Raw genomic sequence first — 16654 nt, forward strand, 5'->3', positions numbered from 1 at the left:
GCGGCCGGTTCAGCCGACCGCCGGCACGCACCGCTCACGGTACGGATCCTCGGCATCGGCCGCGGCGACCCGCACGAACGGACCCGGCTCACCACCGCCGCCGATACGGCCGCGCTCGGCATCGGGAAGGGCGAGAATCTGCCCCGCCATCCGGTACGCATCCTCGGCACCGGCCACGACGACCCGCACGAGCGGGCCCGGCTCACCACCGCCGCCGATACGGCCGCGCTCGGTGTCGGGAATAGCGAGGATCTGCCCCGCCATCCGGTACGGATCCTCGGCATCGGCCGCGCCGACCCGCACGAGCGGGCCCGGTGGCGTCTCGGCGCTGAGGCCGACGACCTCCACCACCTCGGCGATGCCCGCCGACGCCTGGGCGACCCGCTACGCGTCCGGCCTCGCCAGGGCCCGCCCCGCCAGGGCCCTCAGTCGGCCCCAGGCGTTCAGCGAGCCGTCACAGCCCGACCGGCCTCTGCCCCGTCCGGCGGAACGGCTCCCCGCGTACACCGGGAAGAGGAGGTGACCTCCCAGGCCGCCTCGATCATCCGGAAGATCTCGTCCAGCGCGGCCTCCGGATCGGCCGCCTCACGGGCCAGCGAATAGGCGTCGATCACGAACCTGGCGATCGTCCGACAGTCCGTTGTCGTCCGCGGCAGGCCGAGATCGGCGGCGATGGCCATCCCCAGCGCCTCCGCGTGGCGCAGCCGCATCGACTCCTCGTACTCCCGCAGGGCAGGTGTCTCTTCGACCAGGCGCCAGATCGGGGCGGCGCTGTCCGCCGTGCAATGTCGCACCAGGGCCTCGATCTCGCGGCGCAGCGCGGGGATGAGCGGCTCGTGCGGCGCCCGGCCGGTGACCGCCTGCGCGAGACGCTGCTCGAAGTCTTCGTCCTGCTCGAACACCAGGGCCTCTTTCGAGGCGAAGTGGGAGAAGAGCGTGGTGACGGCCACGTCGGCCTCGGCGGCCACGTCACGGATGCCCACCGCGTCGTACCCGCGGTCCAGGAAAAGCCGCAGGGCGGTGTCAGCGATCTTCTGTCGGGTCGCGGCCTTCTTGCGCTCACGGCGTCCGGACGGCACGGTCATTGCTTCATGCTAGCAGATACGAATCCGTATCGGTTTCGAAAAACTAACCGTTAGTGCTACGGTCGGCGGCATGAAGAAAGTGAGCTTCGCCGAATTCGGCGGTCCGGACGTTCTGCGCCTGATAGACGCCGAGGAGCCCCACGCGGGCCCCGGCCAGATACGCATCGCCGTGCGAGCGGCGGGGGTGAACCCCGTCGACTGGAGGATCCGGGAAGGCCAGGTACTCGGGGCCCATCCGACCGTGCTGCCCTCGGGCGTCGGACAGGACGCCGCCGGGGTGGTGGACGAGGTCGGCGAGGGCGTCGAAGGGGTCAAGATCGGCGACCGGGTGTTCGGCGAAGGCTCGAGCACCTACGCCGAGTTCGCCGTGCTGTCGGCCTGGGCCCGGATGCCCGAAGGGCTGACGTTCGAAGAGGCGGCCGGGTACCCCTCCGTGGTGGAGACCGCGCTGCGCATCATCCGCGAGGTCGGTGTGCGGTCCGGGCAGACGCTGCTGGTCAGCGGCGCGTCCGGGGGAGTCGGATCGGCGGTGCTGCAGATCGCCCGCGACCGCGGCATCACGGTGATCGGCACGGCCGGGGCCAAGAACCAGGACTATCTGCGCAGCCTGGGTGCCGTCGCCACGACGTACGGCGAGGGCTGGGTCGAGCGGGTGCGGCAGCTCGGCCATGTCGACGCGGCACTCGATCTGTCCGGCTCGGGCGTGATCCGCGAACTCGTCGAACTGACCGGGGATCCGCAGAAGGTGATCTCCATCGCCGATCTCGGCGCGCCGGACCACGGGGTGCGGTTCTCCGGCGTGGCCGGGAGCGTGCCGGACGCGCTCGCCGAAGCCGTCGACCTCATCGCACGGCGAAAGCTCCACATCCCGGTCGAGAAGTCGTACCCGCTGGCCGAGGCCGCGGCGGCCCACATCGACAGCCAGGCCGGTCACACGCGCGGGCGCCGGGTCATCGTCGTATGACCCGACTCCCGTGCGGGCGCCCGCCACGGGTGCCCGTCGGCTCACCGCGCGGTGACGGTGTGAGGAGTGGCGGCGTCTTCCGAAGCCGGGCCGTACCCGAGCATGCTCTGAGGGGCTGACCGCGGGTCACGGGCCCAAGCCCTGATGCTCAGCGAGCCCACCCCGCACACGGGGTGGGCTCGCCTCATGAGCGCCGGGCAGACCGTGCCTGGCCTCGGCCGCCCTGCTGGATAGTGCCGGATCACCGTGGCCACTGGGTCCGGGCCAGGACCGCGTCAGCGACCTGTTCGACGATGTGTCCGTCGGTGTCCAGCCGGAGATCGCCGATCTCGGCGGTAGCCACCGGGCCACAGACGCCGCACCGCACCGCACGGGGTGCATGACCACCTCCCGCGGGTCACGGACGATCCAGGCACCCGGCGGGCCACCGGGTGACGCGCTCACCGCGGCGGTGGGGGCGAGCGGGCTCATGCGTCCGGGTCACCGCTGAGGCGTACCGCCGCCTCGAGGAGTTGGGCGTGGACGAACGCCTGGGGCAGGTTGCCTCGTAGCTGGCGCTGGCGGACGTCGTATTCCTCGGCGAACAGGCCCGGCGGGCCGCAGGCGGCCCGGGTGCGCTCGAACCAGCGGAAGGCGCTGACGGCATCTCGCTGGTGGTGGGCGGCCAGCGCCATCATGAAGCCGCACAGCAGGAAGGCGCCTTCGGCCTCGCCCAGGGGCTGGTCGCCGTGGCCGAAGCGGTAGAGGTAGCCGTCTTCGGACAGCCGTGCCTCGACGAACCGGCGGGTGAGCGGCCCGCTGGGGTCGTCCGGGGGGAGGCAGCCGCGGGCCAGCGGCAGCAGCAGGGCGGCTTCCGGTCCTTCGTCGTCCTCCGCGCGGGACCAGTGGCCCTGGCGGGTCAGGCAGCGGCGGCGGGTTTCGCGCAGGATGGTGTCGGCGAGGTCGTCCCAGTCACGCGCGGCCGGGTCCCGCACCTCTCGCGCCGCGGCGCGCAGACCGGCCACCGCGCACAGTCGTGAGTGGGTCCACCAGTGGTTCTCCAGTTCCCACAGACCCGCGTCCGGCCGCGGCCAGTCGCGTGCGACGGCTTCCACGGCCACGCCGAGGGCGCGGCGGCCGTCCGTGTCGAGCCGGTCGAGCCGGGCGGCGGCCGCGTACAGCTGGAGGATCTCGCCGAAGGAGTCCAGCTGGAACTGCCGGCCGGCGCGGTTGCCCACCCGGTCGGTGCCGCCCGGGTAGCCGGGCAGCGGCAGGGAGCTCTCCCCGGCCACCGTGTCGCCCTCGACGGTGTAGGCGGGGCGCAGGTGGCCGCCGTCGGCCAGCAGGCGCTCGGTCACGAAGCCGACGCCCGCGTCCAGCAGGGGGTGCGGGCCGTGTGCGGCCACCGCCAGCCCGGCGTAGCACTGGTCGCGGATCCACGCGAACCGGTAGTCGTAGTTGCGGGCGGTGTTGGCGCGCTCCGGGAGCGAGGTGGTGGCGGCTGCCACCATCGCCCCGGACGCGCTGGTCAGCCCGCGGAGGATGGCATAGGCATGGCGGGCGTCGCGCGGCGCGGCCAGCTCCGAGCAGTCCGGTACGGCACCGGCCCAGTAACGTTCGGTCGCCTGCCACAGGCGCTCCGGATCCAGCTCCCCCGTCCGCGCCCCGGTGCCGATCTCCAGGACGAGGTCCCGCTCTTCGCCCGCCGCCACCGTCAGCCGCGCCTCCAGCACCCCCGGCCGCCGGGGGGTGGCGCCGGCCGCTCCGACGAGGCGCAGGTGCAGTCCGCCGCCGTGCGCCGACCAGGTGTCGCCTTCCTGCCGCAGGCCGGTCATGGTGTGGGCGCCGAAGCCGGGGCGGACGTCGAGCCGCAGCCGTACGCCCGCGTCGCCGCGCACCGCCCGGATCCGGCGCAGCAGAATCAGCCGGTCCGGGTCGGCGGGCGCGGCCAGCGCCTCCCGGCACTCGATCACGGTGTCACCGGTGATCCAGCGGCCGACGTGGATGAGCGAGCCCTCCTCGTAGGAGCCGCCCCAGACGTTCCAGTGGTCCGCGGGGCCGAGGAGGTACTCCCCCGGTCCGCCGATCAGGGTGGAGAACACCGCGTCGCTGTTCCAGCGGGGTGCGCACAGCCACACGATCTCGCCGCGCGGCCCCACCAGGGCGCCGCGTTCGCCGTCCCCGAGGAAGGCGTACTCCCGGAGGGTCCACGGCGAGGACACATCCGCGGCCGGTGACACCGGGCCGCACGGCCGGCCCGGGGGCGTGCCGTTCATCCTCCTCCTTCCTCCTCCCGCGCGTCGGCCGCGGCCGGCCGCCGCTCGACCCACGCGAGCAGGGCGGCACACGCGATCAGCAGGGCGAGTCCGGTGAGCATGCCGTACAGGGGCGGTCCCGGCCGGGCGATGCCGGAGGTGATCAGCAGGGCGGTGGCGGCCGCGGGCGGGTGCTGGGCCCGGAACAGTTCGAGCAGGAGGACCGTCAGCCCCACGGCGAGGGCCTGCGCACCGATCTGCGACCAGGTGTCGCGTTTCTGCTCGACCACGGAGGGCTGCTGCCAGAGCCCGAAGACGGCCAGGCACGCCAGCCCGCAGGCAGTCGCTGTCGCGTGGCCCAGCGAGGAGTTGCGCAGCCGGGCCGCCTCGCTCTCGGGTTGCGCCAGCAGCATGTACGCCGTCGGGCCGAGTGTGGTGGTCAGCAGCACCCAGCCGACGCCCTGACCGACCGCGCCGACGACGGCCAGCAGCACCGCCGAGGTCAGGAAGAGGCGTCTCCCGGCCGCCCACCGGCGGGCGGGCGCCGGCATCGTCGCCCGGCCGGGTGTGTGGGGCGTACGTGCCATCCGGCGCACCTCCTGCGACGCGGCCCGGCCACGCCCGCGGGGGCTCGCCGCCTCCCACGTCGCGCGGCACACGGATCTGTCCGTACCGTCTCTTCGTACGGCTCTTCGTACGGTCTCTTCGTCAGGTCGTACGGTCTCTTCGGTCAGCACGTCCCCGGGTACCCGGCTGTCACGCAGCAACCGGTGGGAAGCGGTGGGAAGCACAGCATGTGAACGCCGGGATCGACGGCACCGTCCTCGGCGGTGTCCGCTGACACCAGGCCGCGGCCGCACTCGAAGCGCAGTGCCGGACGCGCCGTACTGGAAGCGGCGTACTGGACGCGCCGTGCTGGAAGCGCCGTGCTGGACGCGCTGCACAGCCGCGGGCGCAGGTCGGCGGCGGTCCGCCGTACCCGCCGTGGCCCGGGGCAGCCGCCTCGGCCGGGCCTCCTTGAACGGGTCCGCTCATCCTGGCCACGCCCATGGCGGTCCCCTCCCCCGGAACCGCCGGACGCTCTTTCCACGGAGGGATGTGGTGGACGCGGCGGCGCGGCGGACGCGATGACCATCACGCCAGGGGCTGTTCAGCGGCCGGTGCTTCGCGCTTCCTGACCGGTCGTGTCACTTGCTTCGCCACGCACGCCGGCATGCCCTCCACCGTCACCGCCGGACCCGCATCACTGGCCGTGCTTGTGGCATCGGCACGGTCGGCCGCCGCGTCCGCCGCATCCGCCGCGCCTGCCGCCCGGCGCCGGAAGGCCCCGGGCGGCATGCCGACCAGCTCGGTGAAGCGGGTGGTGAACGTGCCGAGCGACGCGCAGCCGACCTCGAAGCAGACCTCGGTGACGCTGAGATCGCCCCGCCGCAGCAGCGCCGTCGCGCGCTCGATGCGGCGCGTCATCAGGTAGGCGTACGGCGACTCACCGTAGGCGGCCCGGAACTGCCGGCTGAGGTGCCCGGCGGACATGTTCACCTCGCGGGCGAGCGCCTCCACGTTCAGCGGCTGCGCGTATTCCCTGTCGATCCGGTCGCGGACGCGGCGCAGCCGCGCCAGATCGGCCAGGCGCTGCGCTTCGACGCGTGCGCGCCGCCACTCGGCCTGACACATGAGGACACTCCCTTTTCTCATCTTCCCTCGACGTCTACGCGTGCCCTGGGGTGTCTGCCGCGGCAGACACCCCAGGGCACGCGGCCGGTGCTGTCCGGCTCCGCCGGAGCCGGACAGCCGTCAGCGACTGCTGGACAGGGGCGGGCGGCTGCTGGGCAGGGGCGGGATCAGGTCGGGTCCGGGTCCGTGGCCGGTTCGGCGACGGGTCCGGGTCCGTGGCCGGTTCGGCGAGGACCTGGACGCGGCCCCGGTGGGCGATCTGCAGGGCGGACACCTCCGCGCGGGTGCGCCGGCGCACTCCTCCGCGGATGGTCGCGGTGTCCGCCCGCACAGTCGCGGCACTGCACCCGCACGGCTCAGCGAAGCTCCTGGATGCGGACCAGGTTGCCCGCGGGGTCGCGGAAGGCGCAGTCGCGGATGCCGTACGGCTGCTCGGTCGGCTCCTGGACGACCTCGGTATCACCGGCCTGCACCCTTTCGAATGTGTCGTCGAGGTCCGGGGTGGCCAGCAGGATCCAGCCGTAGGTGCCCTTGGCCATCATCTCGGTGATGGTGCGGCGCTCGTCTTCGGTGATTCCCGGGTCGGCGGCCGGCGGCGCCAGAAGGATCGACGTGTCGGGCTGCCCGGCCGGGCCGACCGTGATCCAGCGCATCCTGCCCTGTCCGACGTCGCTGCGCACCTCGAAGCCGAGGACGTCGCGGTAGAAGGCGAGCGACGCGTCCGGGTCGTCGTGCGGAAGGAAAGTCGTGTGAATCGTGATGTCCATGATGGGCAGATTAGAGGCGGCTCCATGAACCCCGCTTCTCGATTCCTGATCGATCCGGGAACGGACCCGGCTACGGAAACGCCACATCGGAAACGCCCCATCAAGGGGTGCGGGCGCCAGGGCATCGGCCTGGCGCCCGTCCGGCAAGCGCTCAGTTCGACTGCGGCCGGCCGTCTCGGACCCATGTCACCACGACCAGCGCCGCGGTGATGGCCGCCCGGCGCGGCGCTCATGGCCATCGGCAGAGCGCGTACAGGCGCACGGGGCGACGGCGGGCGCGACGCCCGGTTCCGCGACGGCAGCCGCGCAGGCCCCGGGTTCGCACCGGGTCATCACCCATGCAGGCAAGTGCGCGGACGTCTCGGGCAGCAACCCTCAGGACGGCGCGCAGATCGTCCAGAACCCCTGCACGAGCGCGGCAAGTCAGCTGCCCATCTTCGACCTCGGCTCGCTCCAAGACCAGGAGGTACGCACCTGCACGGGAAAGTGCTGGGATATTCCAGGCGGCGATCCGCGAAGGGGAATCATCCAGTACACCCGCAACCTTGACTGGAACCAGAAGTTCAGGTTCGTCCCTACCGAGGGCGGAAGGTACGAGATTGGACTGACCCGCTTGCTCACGGGCATCTTCTGCGGGCCAGCGTGCCTCACTTCCCCGAGGTCGCGTGTCCGCGGGCTCGGGTCAGGTGGGCGTAGACCACGACGTTTCCCCGGTAGCCGGATCCCGGGGTGTAGCCGCCGCCGCAGGTGATGACGCGCAACTGCGGGCGCCGGGTGGGGCCGTAGACGCGATCGGCGGGTACGGCCCGCTTGGGGTACACCTCGATGGCGTCGACAGTGAACTCGGCGGTGGTTCCGTCGGCACGGGTGACGTGGATCGGGTCCCGCCGGTGCAGAGCGCCCAGTTCGTAGAAGACGGCAGGGCCTCGCGGGGTGTCGACGTGGCCGTCGATGACGGAGTTTCCCGCGCTGCCGGGGGTCGGGCTCTCCACGTACCAGCCTGCCAGGTTCGGCTTGGTGGCCCGTGGGGCCTGGAGGTATCCGGAGGCGTCCAGGCCGACGCCGACTACCGGCGCGTCGACCCCGATACGAGGGATGCGGATGCGCGTGGGCCGCGACAGCGGCATCGGGGGCGCGACCGGTCCGGTGGTGGCGGCGGGCCTGGTCGGCCGCGCCTCGGCAGCGGAGGGGCTGGGCGGCGCCTGGGCGTGGGTGCCAGCCTGCACCATTCCGCAGCCGAGACAGAAGGCGACTCCGGCCGCGATGAGGGTCAGGCGGTTGCCGCGTGGGAGAGGCCCGCGCGGGGCGTGGGTGTGTGCGAGGGGACGTCGCACCGTGCGCGCCTTCCGTGGGTCAGGGGTGAAGCGGGACTAAGCGCGGATCAGGGCTTCCCCTCCCCCGCGTGCGGAGGGCTCGGCGGCTTTCGGGGACAGCCCTGACCGCATGGTGCCTACCGGTCAGCCGCTCATGTCGCCGCGGCGACGGCGCAGCGCCACCGCACAGCCCGCGATCGCGGACGCCACCAGGGCGCCTCCGGCGAGGGTCTCGGCCGTGTCGGCCTCGGTCACCGAGCCGCCCGAACCGGCCAGCACACCCTTGGGAACCCGCGCCTTCGTCGTGGGGAATCCCTCCTTGCCGCAGGTGATGACGGCGCTGGCGCCTCGTACGGTCACTTCCACGGTGCCCTTGCGCAGTGTCTCGACCTCGGTGCCGGCCCGTGTGGTGAACTCCGTGCCCGCACCGTCGGTCTTGTGCTCCACGCCCGTGGTGTCTTCGACGCGCACGTCGCCGACGCCGGCGCAGGCCACGATGTCGCCGTTGACGAGCTCGAGACTGCCGCCCTCGGTACGCCCCTTGATGGGGGTCGCCGCTCCGCCGGCTCCGCCCGCGTATGCGGGGGCGGCGAGGGCGGCGATCATGGCGAACGCGCCGCCCACCGTGGCTATCACATACGTCTTCCTGCTGTTCGCAGACGACATCGAGTCCTCCTCAAGGCTTGAAGCGCCGACGAATGCTGTCGACCTCTGGCTCCGAGTTTTTACGCAAACCCGAACACATGCTCAGATATCTGGAGCGAATGGGTTACAGCACGCTGCGTAGCGAGCGGCGCTCAGACCTCGAGGTCGACGACGACCGGGGCGTGGTCCGAGGCAGCCGGTACCGCTCTCCAGCTCCGCCCGCGAAGGCGCCCCGTGGAACGACCCGCACCGGGCCGCCTGCTCAACCGTCAGGAACTCGACCGCCACAACAGCTCTCCGAAGATCGACAACAACGACCCACGAAGGCTCCAACGCTCAATCACCCTGGGCCAAAGCACCAACCAGCCCAGACAACGCTTAGCGCACGATCTGACACGGATGTTCCTCAGACCCCGGCACGGCGCGGTCCGTCACGATCGGCCGCCGTGCGCCGGAGCGGGCGCGGGCCGCCTTCACGGTGAGGACAGTCCAGGACGCCACCGGCCGACGACTCCACCGGCCGAGGGATTCACTGGCCAGCGTTTTCACCCGCCGGCGGCTCCAGCGCCCCCTCCGATGCCCGACTCCGATCGACCGGATATCCCGACGCGCTCACACTCGGTAAGCGGCGGTGCTGCGTACCTCGATCAGCCGTCCGGGCGTAGCGGGGCCACTAGCCTCGATCATGGACCAGGCGGGCAGCGATTCCTTGAATCGCGCCGTCTCTTCGCCACCACGAGTGGCAGAAATGCCAGCCTTCGTCAGGATGCTGCCGTTGCCGTCCATGGCGTGGCCACGCTTGCGCAGGACAGGTTCCCCGCCTGGCCTGACCATCCGACTCAGGTCTTCTCGTGCCCTCCACCTCCAGCAGTACGCGGCGGACGGGGAAGCACCGGCGCAGGGTCGCCGAGCCGACCGGCGCCGCGCAGGCGGCTCGCGGGCGGCTCGCGGGCGGCCTGTCGCGTGGCGGGCTGTCGCGTGGCGGCCTGCGTCGGCGTCATGGTCGGCGGCCTCCTCCTCCGTCTCGGCGGGGATGCGCGCGTCGTTGCGCCTGGCGTCTGCGCGAGGAGCCTTGAGTACGGCGTGACCGCGAGGTTTGCTAACCGGCGGGCCTCGCCATATCGTACCGGAGCAGAATCGGCGGGCCCCGCCGTTTTCGGTGAGTGCCCGAGGAGCGCCATGTCCGAAGTCCCCGTGCCCGTTCTGGTCACCGGCGCCACCGGCCGACAGGGCGGGGCAACAGCCCGCGCCCCGCTCGCGGCAGGCGGGCCCGTCCGCGCCCTGGTGCGCCATGCGGCCACCGACCGGGCCAGGGCCGTCGCGGCGTACGGCGCCGAGCTGGTCACCGGCGGCCTGCACAACCGTGAGTCCGTGATCCGGGCCGCCGACGGCGTCCGCCCCGTCTTCTCTGGGTGGATTCTCGGCGCAGAGGCCCGCTTTCACCGTCGGGATCCCCGATATCCCCGACACCGACGGGGAGACGTCCCAGGGCGTCACCCTCGTCGAGGACGCGAAGGCAGCCGGAGTACCGCAGTTCGTGCACACCTCTTTCTCCGGTGCGGTCCGGCGCACGGAAACTCCCGGCCGGACGGGCCGCCGGGAACGCGTGAAGCCGGTCGCGGGCGCCGAGGCCGCGATACCGCGATCCAGGGCCGGGCCCCGCGAAGCGGGCTTCGCACCGGTGTCTGAGGCGGCCGCACACGACCAGCCATCGCTCGTCCGCTCCGGCTCACGCCTCCCGGACACGTCGTGACCGGGCGGCCGGGGCCGTCACCCAACACCCCGGGCGCACCGCGCCACGGCCCCGAAGACCGGGTTGTGGCTCTTCCATCCGACCGACCGCACCGAAGGGAAATCTCCGTGCCGCACGCACGCGCGAATGGAATCACGATCGAGTACGAGTCCCACGGCCCCGAGGACGGGGACGCGATCTTGCTCATCATGGGGATGGGCGGGCAGCTGACCCAGTGGCCACTGGGGCTCATCGAGCTCCTTGCGGCGAAGGGCTTCCGCGTGATCCGGTACGACGCCCGCGACGTTGGACTGTCCGAAAAAATGGACGCCGCCGGCCTTCCGGATATGGAGGCCGTCGCCACGGCGGTGGCACAGGGGGACCCCGCCCCCGTCGCCTACCATCTCGACGACATGGCAGCCGACGCCGTGGGCCTGCTGGACGCGCTGAACGTGCGCAAGGCGCATATCGTGGGCGCTTCCATGGGCGGCATGGTCGCGCAGCTCGTAGCCGCCGACCACCCGGACCACGTGCTCTCCCTGACCTCCATCATGTCCACCACGGCCAATCCGGACCTCCCCGCCGCATCGCAGGAACTGACAGAGCAGTTCACCCGGACACCGCCGGACCCCCACGAAGACCCGGAAGGCTTCGTGGACCACATGCTCAGCCACTGGCGGCTGACGCGGTCCCCCGCCTACCCCGTCGACGAAGGCTTCGTGCGCGCGCAGTTCGCCGCCGACGTCGAGCGCTCCACCTACCCGGCCGGACCCGCCCGCCACTACGCCGCCATCGTCGCCGCGCCCGACCGCCGTCCCAAGCTGAGGACGATCACCGCGCCCACGCTTGTCCTCCACGGCGAGCACGACCCGCTGATCCCCCCGGTGTGCGGCAGGGACACCGCCGACAGCATTCCCGGTGCGGAGTTCCGCCTGATCCCCGGCATGGGACATGACCTGCCGCCACAGCTGTCCGGCCTCCTCGCGGACGCGATCGAGGAGGTGGCCCGCCGAGCCCGGGCGGCGGAGGCGGGGGGCGCCCCGTCGGCGTACCGGCGCACTTTCCGTGCCTCGGGTCCGGCCGCGGATGGCACCAGGAGAGCGCCGGGGTCTGGGAGTTGAGAGGAGGCCGTTCCCTCGTCATCTCCCCCGTGCTCCCCCAGGCTCGTCGTGCCTCGGGGAGACCTCTTGCTCCCCCGTCCCCGATCGTCGTGCCTCGGGGAGACCCCTTGCTCCCGCGCGCCCCGAGGTCTGCGGTCAGCCGAGTTCCCTGGGCCCGTAGTGGGCGGTTTCCGCCCCTGTCAGCAAAGCCCAGTAACGGTCTCCGTACGACCAGTGCCACCACTCTGTGGGGTAGTTGACCAGACCGGCAGCGGCGAGCGCGGCGCCCAGGACATCACGATGGGAGCGGGCCGCGCCGCTGATGTTCTCGGCCTGCGTGTAACAGGCGCCGACGCTCTCCTCAGGGGTCGCGTTCATGCGGGTGCCCATGTCGACTTCGCGGCCGTCGTCATCCGCGAGGGTCACGTCGACGGCCGCGCCCGCGCTGTGCGGCGCGATCTCGGGAGGAGACACGTAGCGGCTGGCTGCCGCACGAACCTGCTCAACGGACCAGCCCGGATTGTCGGTCCGCAGTTGAGAGGCGTATTCGTCGAAGTAGCGCCGCTGGAGGGACGGCGGACGGTACCCCTCCACGAACAGCAGGCGCATTCCTCCAGGCAACAGTGCCTGTGCTCGGAGGAGCCGATCGAGCACTCCTTCTCGTACGTGGGCGAAAGCACCGGCGGAGTCCTGCCACTTCCGCTCGTCGACCAGCAGACGGCTGTCCCGGCGGACGTCCACGAGCCGCTCACCGCACTCCTGAACGGGCACGGCTGCCACCTTGGGGTCGGACATCAAGACGATCTCAGTCATGACGCGATCATCTCGTGGCCCCGCGCCCGTACGGCGACGATGACGTCAGGGGCGGACATGGACTGAGGGGCGCCGGGCCCGGGCGGCCATCGGGCAGGTGGACATCGCTACGATCGAACCGCCCCAGGACGCCACCGCGTACCGGTGCGGCCCGCTGCCGTTCACACGGGCCATCCGCGGCGACCCGCCGCGCCGCGCACCGCCGCGCACCGCCGGTGCGGGACATCCGCTCCAGGGTGTTCGGGCCCGGCCCCGCCTCACTGCTGGGCGAGCCGGGGGCCGACGGCAGGAGGGCCCCACGCCGTGAGGACGGAGAGAGGTCGATGAACACCACGTCAGCCGCCATCGCCGCAGCGGTCACCTTCGTCTGGCTCGGCATGGTGCTGGCCATCTCGTTCCTGGAGGCGCCGTTGAAGTTCCGGGCCCCGGGGGTGACGATACCGATCGGGCTCGGTATCGGGCGCCTCGTCTTCCGGGCGCTCAACGCGGTCGAGGTCCTGCTGGCCGCCGTCGTCGTCGCTGCCGTCGCCGTTGGGCAGCCGCCCCTGTCGGTCGGCGTGCCGACCGCTGTCACCGCGCTCCTGCTGATCGTGCAACTCGCCGTGATCCGCCCCGCCCTCAACCGCCGGTCGGACCGGGTGCTCGCGGGGGAAAATCCTCCGCGTTCCCGCACTCACCTGGTGTATGTGGCCCTCGAGGTGGCCAAGGTCGCGGCGCTGCTCACCCTGGGCGTCAGCGCCTTCGCGGTCTGATGTCTCCGGTTCGGGGGCCATCCGGTCGGCCGGGCCGGCGAACCGGTACGACGGGCAGGCGGGTGCCGGGCATCCCTGCCGCGGCGCCCGGCGCCGTCTGAGGGCGACGAGCACCGGTCGACGGCAGGTCAGCCGTCCCCACCGGACATCGTCTTGGTGGCGAGTGGCGGGGCCGGAGTGCTGTGCCGGGTGAACACCCACAGCACGAGCCCGAGGCAGCTGAACGCGGCGCCCAGCGCGCATACGGCGCCCCAGCCGGCCACCGTGTAGAGGGAGGTCGCGGCGATGGCGCCGGTGGCACTGCCGATCGAGTAGAAGACCATGTATCCGCCGATCAGTCTGCTGCCCGCGTCCGGGTGCAGCGCGTAGATCAGCGTCTGGTTGGTGACATGGACCGCCTGCACGGCGAGGTCGAGGAGGATCACCCCGGCGAACAGGGCCCAGAGCGAGCTGCCGGTGAAGGCCAAGGGCAGCCACGAGGCGGCGAGCAGGGCCAGGGCGATGCCGGTGGTCCGCCGGGAGAGTCCGCGGTCGTTCAGGCGCCCGGCCACGGTCGCGGCCAGGGCCCCGGCGACACCGATCAGCCCCAGCGCCCCGATCGCCCTGTGGGGCAGGAAGTACGGGGCCTCGCTGAGCGGCAGCGCGACGCTGCTCCACAGGGTGCTGAAGGCGGCGAAGACCAGCAGGCCGAACAGGGCCCGGAGCCGCAGCAGCCGTTCCCGCGCGAACAGCGTGATCGTGGAGCGCAGGAGCTGTCCGTAGCGCAGGGTTGCCGGCGGAGCGTCGCCGTGGCGCGGCAGCACCCGGTACAGGACCAGGGCGAGCAGAGCGGTGAGCGAGGCCGAGGCGAGGTAGACCGAGCGCCAGCCCGCGAGATCGGCCATGAGGCCGGACGCGGTACGGGCGAGCAGGATGCCGATGACCACGCCGCTGGTGACCAGGCCGACGGCCCGCCCGCGCCCGGCGGGTGGGGCCAGTGACGCCGCGAAGGCCACCAGCGTCTGCGTGACGACCGCGAGGAGCCCCGTCGCGGCCATGCCCGCGAGCAGGATCGCCGCCGTGTGGGCGGTGGCCACCACGGCCAGCGCCACCACCAGGAGCAGCAGCTGGGCCACGATGAGCCGTCTGCGGTCGGCCACGTCGCCCAGCGGAACGAGGAAGAAGAGTCCGAGCCCGTACCCGACATGGGTGAGGGTGACCACGCTTCCGACCAGCGCCGGGCTCATGGCGAGGTCATGCCCCATGGTCACCAGCAGCGGCTGGGCGAAGTAGACGTTGGCCACCGCGGCTCCGCAGGCGACGGCGAACAGGATGACGACGCCCCGGGACAGGGCGGACGCGGGGCCCTCCTCGCTCCGGCCCTCGGTCCGTCGTGTCACGGCCTCACCGTTGCCGGGCATCGGTACGGGCATCGGCACTCCCCCGCATTCTGGTTTCATCTTGCTACCAGCGGCGACGGTAACCCCTTTGGTAGCATGTTGCAACCATCGTGAGAGTGAGGGACGCCATGGTGAGCAGGACGCGCTTCGACGACAGCGAATGTCCCGTCGCCCGGTCGGTGGACGCGATCGGCGACTGGTGGTCCCTGCTGATCGTGCGGGACGCCTTCGACGGCAGCCGGCGCTTCGGGGAGTTCCAGCGCGGCCTCGGCGTGGCGAAGAACATCCTCACCGCGCGTCTGCGCACGCTGGTCGCCGGCGGCGTCCTCGAATCCGTCCCCGCCTCGGACGGCAGCGCCTACCGCGAGTACGTACTGACTCCGAAGGGCAAGGCGCTCTTCCCCGTCATCGTGGCACTGCGGCAGTGGGGCGAACAGAACTTCTTCGCCCCCGGCGAACCGCACTCGCAGTTGGTCGACCGCCGGCAGGGACACCGCCTCCGCCCGCTGGAAGTGCTCTCCGCGGACGGACGACGGCTGGACCCCGACGACACCGTCGTCCACAAGGTCTCCGCCCCGTGCTCCGATTCCTCCGGTCGGGCCGATTGAGGCATCCGTCGGCCTTCCGGTCCGCCACCGGGGCCGCCGATGACGTCCGGCATCCTCGGCGCCGGTGATTCCCCCGGCCCGGCTGGGGAGTCCGCCTCGATCGACGGGTGGTCACGAGTGGGCGAGTTCGTCCTGTACGGCCTCGAGTTCGACGGTGCGGGTACCCCGACGCGCGAGTTGCAGGGCGAGAGCGATGGCGGAGAGGACGGAGACGAAGACGCCGTAGCCGATGACCACGGTGCGCAGTCCCAGCGTGGGAGTGAGCAGCCCGGCGAGGAGGCAGGGCGCGCCGAAGGCGAAATAGCTGATCAGGTAGACGGTCGACAGCAGGCCGGCCCGGTCGGCCTCCGGCGCCTCGGCGAGGATGAGCCGCAGCCCGCCCTGGAAGCCGCCGCCGAAGCCGATCCCGCCGACGACGTTGCCGAGGAACATGAGCCACAGCTGCCCGGTCTGGACGGCGGCGAGGACGAGCAGGGGGCCGACGACGAGTGCGATGGCACCGGTGATCATGACGTGCCGGGCGTCCAGGCGCTGACCGACCATGCCGGTGAGGGCGCCGACCCCGGTGACGCAGGCGATCGCCAGGCCGCCGACCACCGCCTGCGGGGCGTGGAAGATGCCCCGCACGAGGGTGGCTCCCATGCCGAGGTACAGGCCCGCGAGCGCCCAGGACGCGAGCATGCAGCCGAGCACGGCGAGGAACACCGGACGCACCCGGGCCGGGAGGCTGAGGGCGGGCCGCAAGGAGGCCAGCGCACCGGGGCGGCGGGGGCGGGCTTCGGGGAGGAAGAAGGCCATCGCGCCGAGCACGACGACCACGACCGACAGCACCACGAAGACGAGCCGGGTGGGGTCCGGCTCGAACTGGACGAACACGCCGCCCAGCAGTGATCCCACCGCCAGGCCGAACGGCGGCAGCGCGCCGTTCAACGTAGCGGCGAGCCGGCCGCCATGGGGCGGGGCGAAGTCCAGCAGGGCGGCACCGAGGGCACCCATCCCGAGCGCCATCGCCGCCCCTTGGACGACCCGCGCCACCAGCACCGCGCCGACGCCTGTGGCGAGCACGAGGATCACGAGAGCCAGCAGCGAAAGCGACGCGGCGACGAGTATCACCGGCCGGCGACCGATGTGGTCCGACAGCGATCCGGCCGTGATGAGGACGATCAGCAGGCCCACGACGTAGATCGCGAACATCAGGCTCAGCACGCCCGGCCCCAGCGACCATTCCGCCTGGTAGAGCGGGTAGACCGGCGAGGGCGCGGCCACCGTCGCGGTCAGGGTCACCAGCATCACCGCCGAGAGGGCGAAGCCGTAGGCATGACGCTCGCGGCTCCTTCGGGCGCCAGGGGTCACAGCCTCTGTGGTCGCTTCCGCCATCTCTGCCGTCGCTCCGTTCCGTGCGCTACTGCCCGGCTCGCAAATGTACACCGTGAACAGATAGCGGACTCCGTGGAGGCCGGCCATGGCGATCGGCTGCCCCGGGGCCCGCCACCGTCCTCGCGCGCCCGGTCTGTTCCGCGCACGCGAACGGACCGACCGTGCCAGGCGTCCGGAGCGGGGCGCCCCCGGGACAGCACACCTGGGGACG

The 16654-nt window shown here is 72.2% G+C and carries 18 protein-coding genes; 6 read left to right on the forward strand and 12 right to left on the reverse strand.

The window, feature by feature from the left end; all coding sequences use genetic code 11:
- Positions 1 to 9: 9 nt before the first annotated feature.
- Positions 10 to 351, reverse strand: a complete 342-nt coding sequence (locus AXW62_RS26705) for a hypothetical protein (RefSeq protein ID WP_159060966.1) — start codon at positions 349 to 351, stop codon at positions 10 to 12.
- A 92-nt stretch (positions 352 to 443) separates the two neighbouring features.
- Entirely contained in the window at positions 444 to 1085 is a 642-nt protein-coding gene (locus tag AXW62_RS26710) for a TetR/AcrR family transcriptional regulator (RefSeq protein WP_060946760.1), read from the reverse strand.
- Positions 1086 to 1155: 70 nt separating this feature from the next.
- Between AXW62_RS26710 and AXW62_RS26715 the strand changes: the two genes are divergently transcribed.
- A complete protein-coding gene (locus tag AXW62_RS26715; RefSeq protein ID WP_060946761.1) occupies positions 1156 to 2049 on the forward strand; it encodes an NADP-dependent oxidoreductase in 894 nt (297 codons plus the stop codon).
- A gap of 467 nt (positions 2050 to 2516) precedes the next feature.
- Here the strand turns inward: AXW62_RS26715 and AXW62_RS26720 are convergent, their stop codons facing one another.
- The 5 genes from AXW62_RS26720 to AXW62_RS47230 form a co-directional block, all read right to left on the reverse strand.
- Positions 2517 to 4304, reverse strand: a complete 1788-nt coding sequence (locus AXW62_RS26720) for a glycoside hydrolase family 15 protein (RefSeq protein WP_060946762.1) — start codon at positions 4302 to 4304, stop codon at positions 2517 to 2519.
- Positions 4301 to 4870 (reverse strand): HPP family protein, encoded by a 570-nt coding sequence (locus tag AXW62_RS26725; protein ID WP_060946763.1) that lies wholly within the window; start codon positions 4868 to 4870, stop codon positions 4301 to 4303. The genes AXW62_RS26720 and AXW62_RS26725 overlap by 4 nt, the downstream gene beginning before the upstream one ends.
- Positions 4871 to 5417: 547 nt before the next feature.
- Positions 5418 to 5957 carry a helix-turn-helix transcriptional regulator gene (locus AXW62_RS26730; protein WP_060946764.1) on the reverse strand — a complete coding sequence of 180 codons (540 nt, stop codon included), beginning with the start codon at positions 5955 to 5957 and terminating at the stop codon, positions 5418 to 5420.
- Between the two features lie 356 nt (positions 5958 to 6313).
- A complete protein-coding gene (locus AXW62_RS26735) occupies positions 6314 to 6724 on the reverse strand; it encodes a VOC family protein (RefSeq protein WP_060946765.1) in 411 nt (136 codons plus the stop codon).
- Between the two features lie 151 nt (positions 6725 to 6875).
- Entirely contained in the window at positions 6876 to 6935 is a 60-nt protein-coding gene (locus AXW62_RS47230) for an SCO3870 family protein (protein ID WP_359897666.1), read from the reverse strand.
- A gap of 120 nt (positions 6936 to 7055) precedes the next feature.
- Between AXW62_RS47230 and AXW62_RS47235 the strand changes: the two genes are divergently transcribed.
- Entirely contained in the window at positions 7056 to 7475 is a 420-nt protein-coding gene (locus tag AXW62_RS47235; protein WP_359897664.1) for an RICIN domain-containing protein, read from the forward strand.
- On the opposite strand, the gene AXW62_RS26740 is transcribed toward AXW62_RS47235, so the two are convergent.
- Together AXW62_RS26740 and AXW62_RS26745 are read right to left on the reverse strand one after the other, a co-directional pair.
- On the reverse strand, positions 7372 to 7953 hold the full coding sequence (locus AXW62_RS26740; RefSeq protein ID WP_079080312.1) for a class F sortase: 582 nt from the start codon (positions 7951 to 7953) through the stop codon (positions 7372 to 7374). The genes AXW62_RS47235 and AXW62_RS26740 overlap by 104 nt on opposite strands.
- A 228-nt stretch (positions 7954 to 8181) precedes the next feature.
- Complete coding sequence (locus tag AXW62_RS26745; RefSeq protein ID WP_143712686.1) at positions 8182 to 8703, reverse strand: hypothetical protein; 522 nt, start codon at positions 8701 to 8703, stop codon at positions 8182 to 8184.
- Between the two features lie 1158 nt (positions 8704 to 9861).
- Between AXW62_RS26745 and AXW62_RS41465 the strand changes: the two genes are divergently transcribed.
- Both AXW62_RS41465 and AXW62_RS26750 read left to right on the forward strand, forming a co-directional pair.
- On the forward strand, positions 9862 to 10371 hold the full coding sequence (locus AXW62_RS41465; RefSeq protein ID WP_370682937.1) for an NmrA family NAD(P)-binding protein: 510 nt from the start codon (positions 9862 to 9864) through the stop codon (positions 10369 to 10371).
- 171 nt (positions 10372 to 10542) lie between these two features.
- The gene (locus tag AXW62_RS26750) at positions 10543 to 11535 is read left to right on the forward strand and encodes an alpha/beta fold hydrolase (RefSeq protein WP_063817664.1); all 993 of its coding nucleotides are present in this window, start codon (positions 10543 to 10545) and stop codon (positions 11533 to 11535) included.
- 135 nt (positions 11536 to 11670) lie between these two features.
- On the opposite strand, the gene AXW62_RS26755 is transcribed toward AXW62_RS26750, so the two are convergent.
- Positions 11671 to 12327, reverse strand: coding sequence for a M15 family metallopeptidase (locus AXW62_RS26755; RefSeq protein WP_060946767.1), 657 nt, complete (start codon positions 12325 to 12327; stop codon positions 11671 to 11673).
- A 323-nt stretch (positions 12328 to 12650) separates the two neighbouring features.
- Here AXW62_RS26755 and AXW62_RS26760 point away from each other — a divergent pair, with 323 nt between their 5' ends.
- A complete protein-coding gene (locus AXW62_RS26760; RefSeq protein ID WP_060946768.1) occupies positions 12651 to 13079 on the forward strand; it encodes a hypothetical protein in 429 nt (142 codons plus the stop codon).
- 128 nt (positions 13080 to 13207) lie between these two features.
- Here the strand turns inward: AXW62_RS26760 and AXW62_RS26765 are convergent, their stop codons facing one another.
- Positions 13208 to 14479: an MFS transporter gene (locus tag AXW62_RS26765; RefSeq protein ID WP_174556437.1), complete on the reverse strand. Its 1272-nt coding sequence runs from the start codon at positions 14477 to 14479 to the stop codon at positions 13208 to 13210.
- A 107-nt stretch (positions 14480 to 14586) separates the two neighbouring features.
- Here AXW62_RS26765 and AXW62_RS26770 point away from each other — a divergent pair, with 107 nt between their 5' ends.
- Positions 14587 to 15066 (forward strand): winged helix-turn-helix transcriptional regulator, encoded by a 480-nt coding sequence (locus AXW62_RS26770; RefSeq protein WP_060946769.1) that lies wholly within the window; start codon positions 14587 to 14589, stop codon positions 15064 to 15066.
- Between the two features lie 111 nt (positions 15067 to 15177).
- Here AXW62_RS26770 and AXW62_RS26775 read toward each other — a convergent pair whose 3' ends face one another.
- Positions 15178 to 16419, reverse strand: a complete 1242-nt coding sequence (locus AXW62_RS26775) for an MFS transporter (RefSeq protein ID WP_159060967.1) — start codon at positions 16417 to 16419, stop codon at positions 15178 to 15180.
- Positions 16420 to 16654: the final 235 nt, after the last annotated feature.

The sequence above is a fragment of the Streptomyces hygroscopicus subsp. hygroscopicus genome (genome assembly GCF_001553455.1).
Taxonomy (GTDB): domain Bacteria; phylum Actinomycetota; class Actinomycetes; order Streptomycetales; family Streptomycetaceae; genus Streptomyces; species Streptomyces hygroscopicus.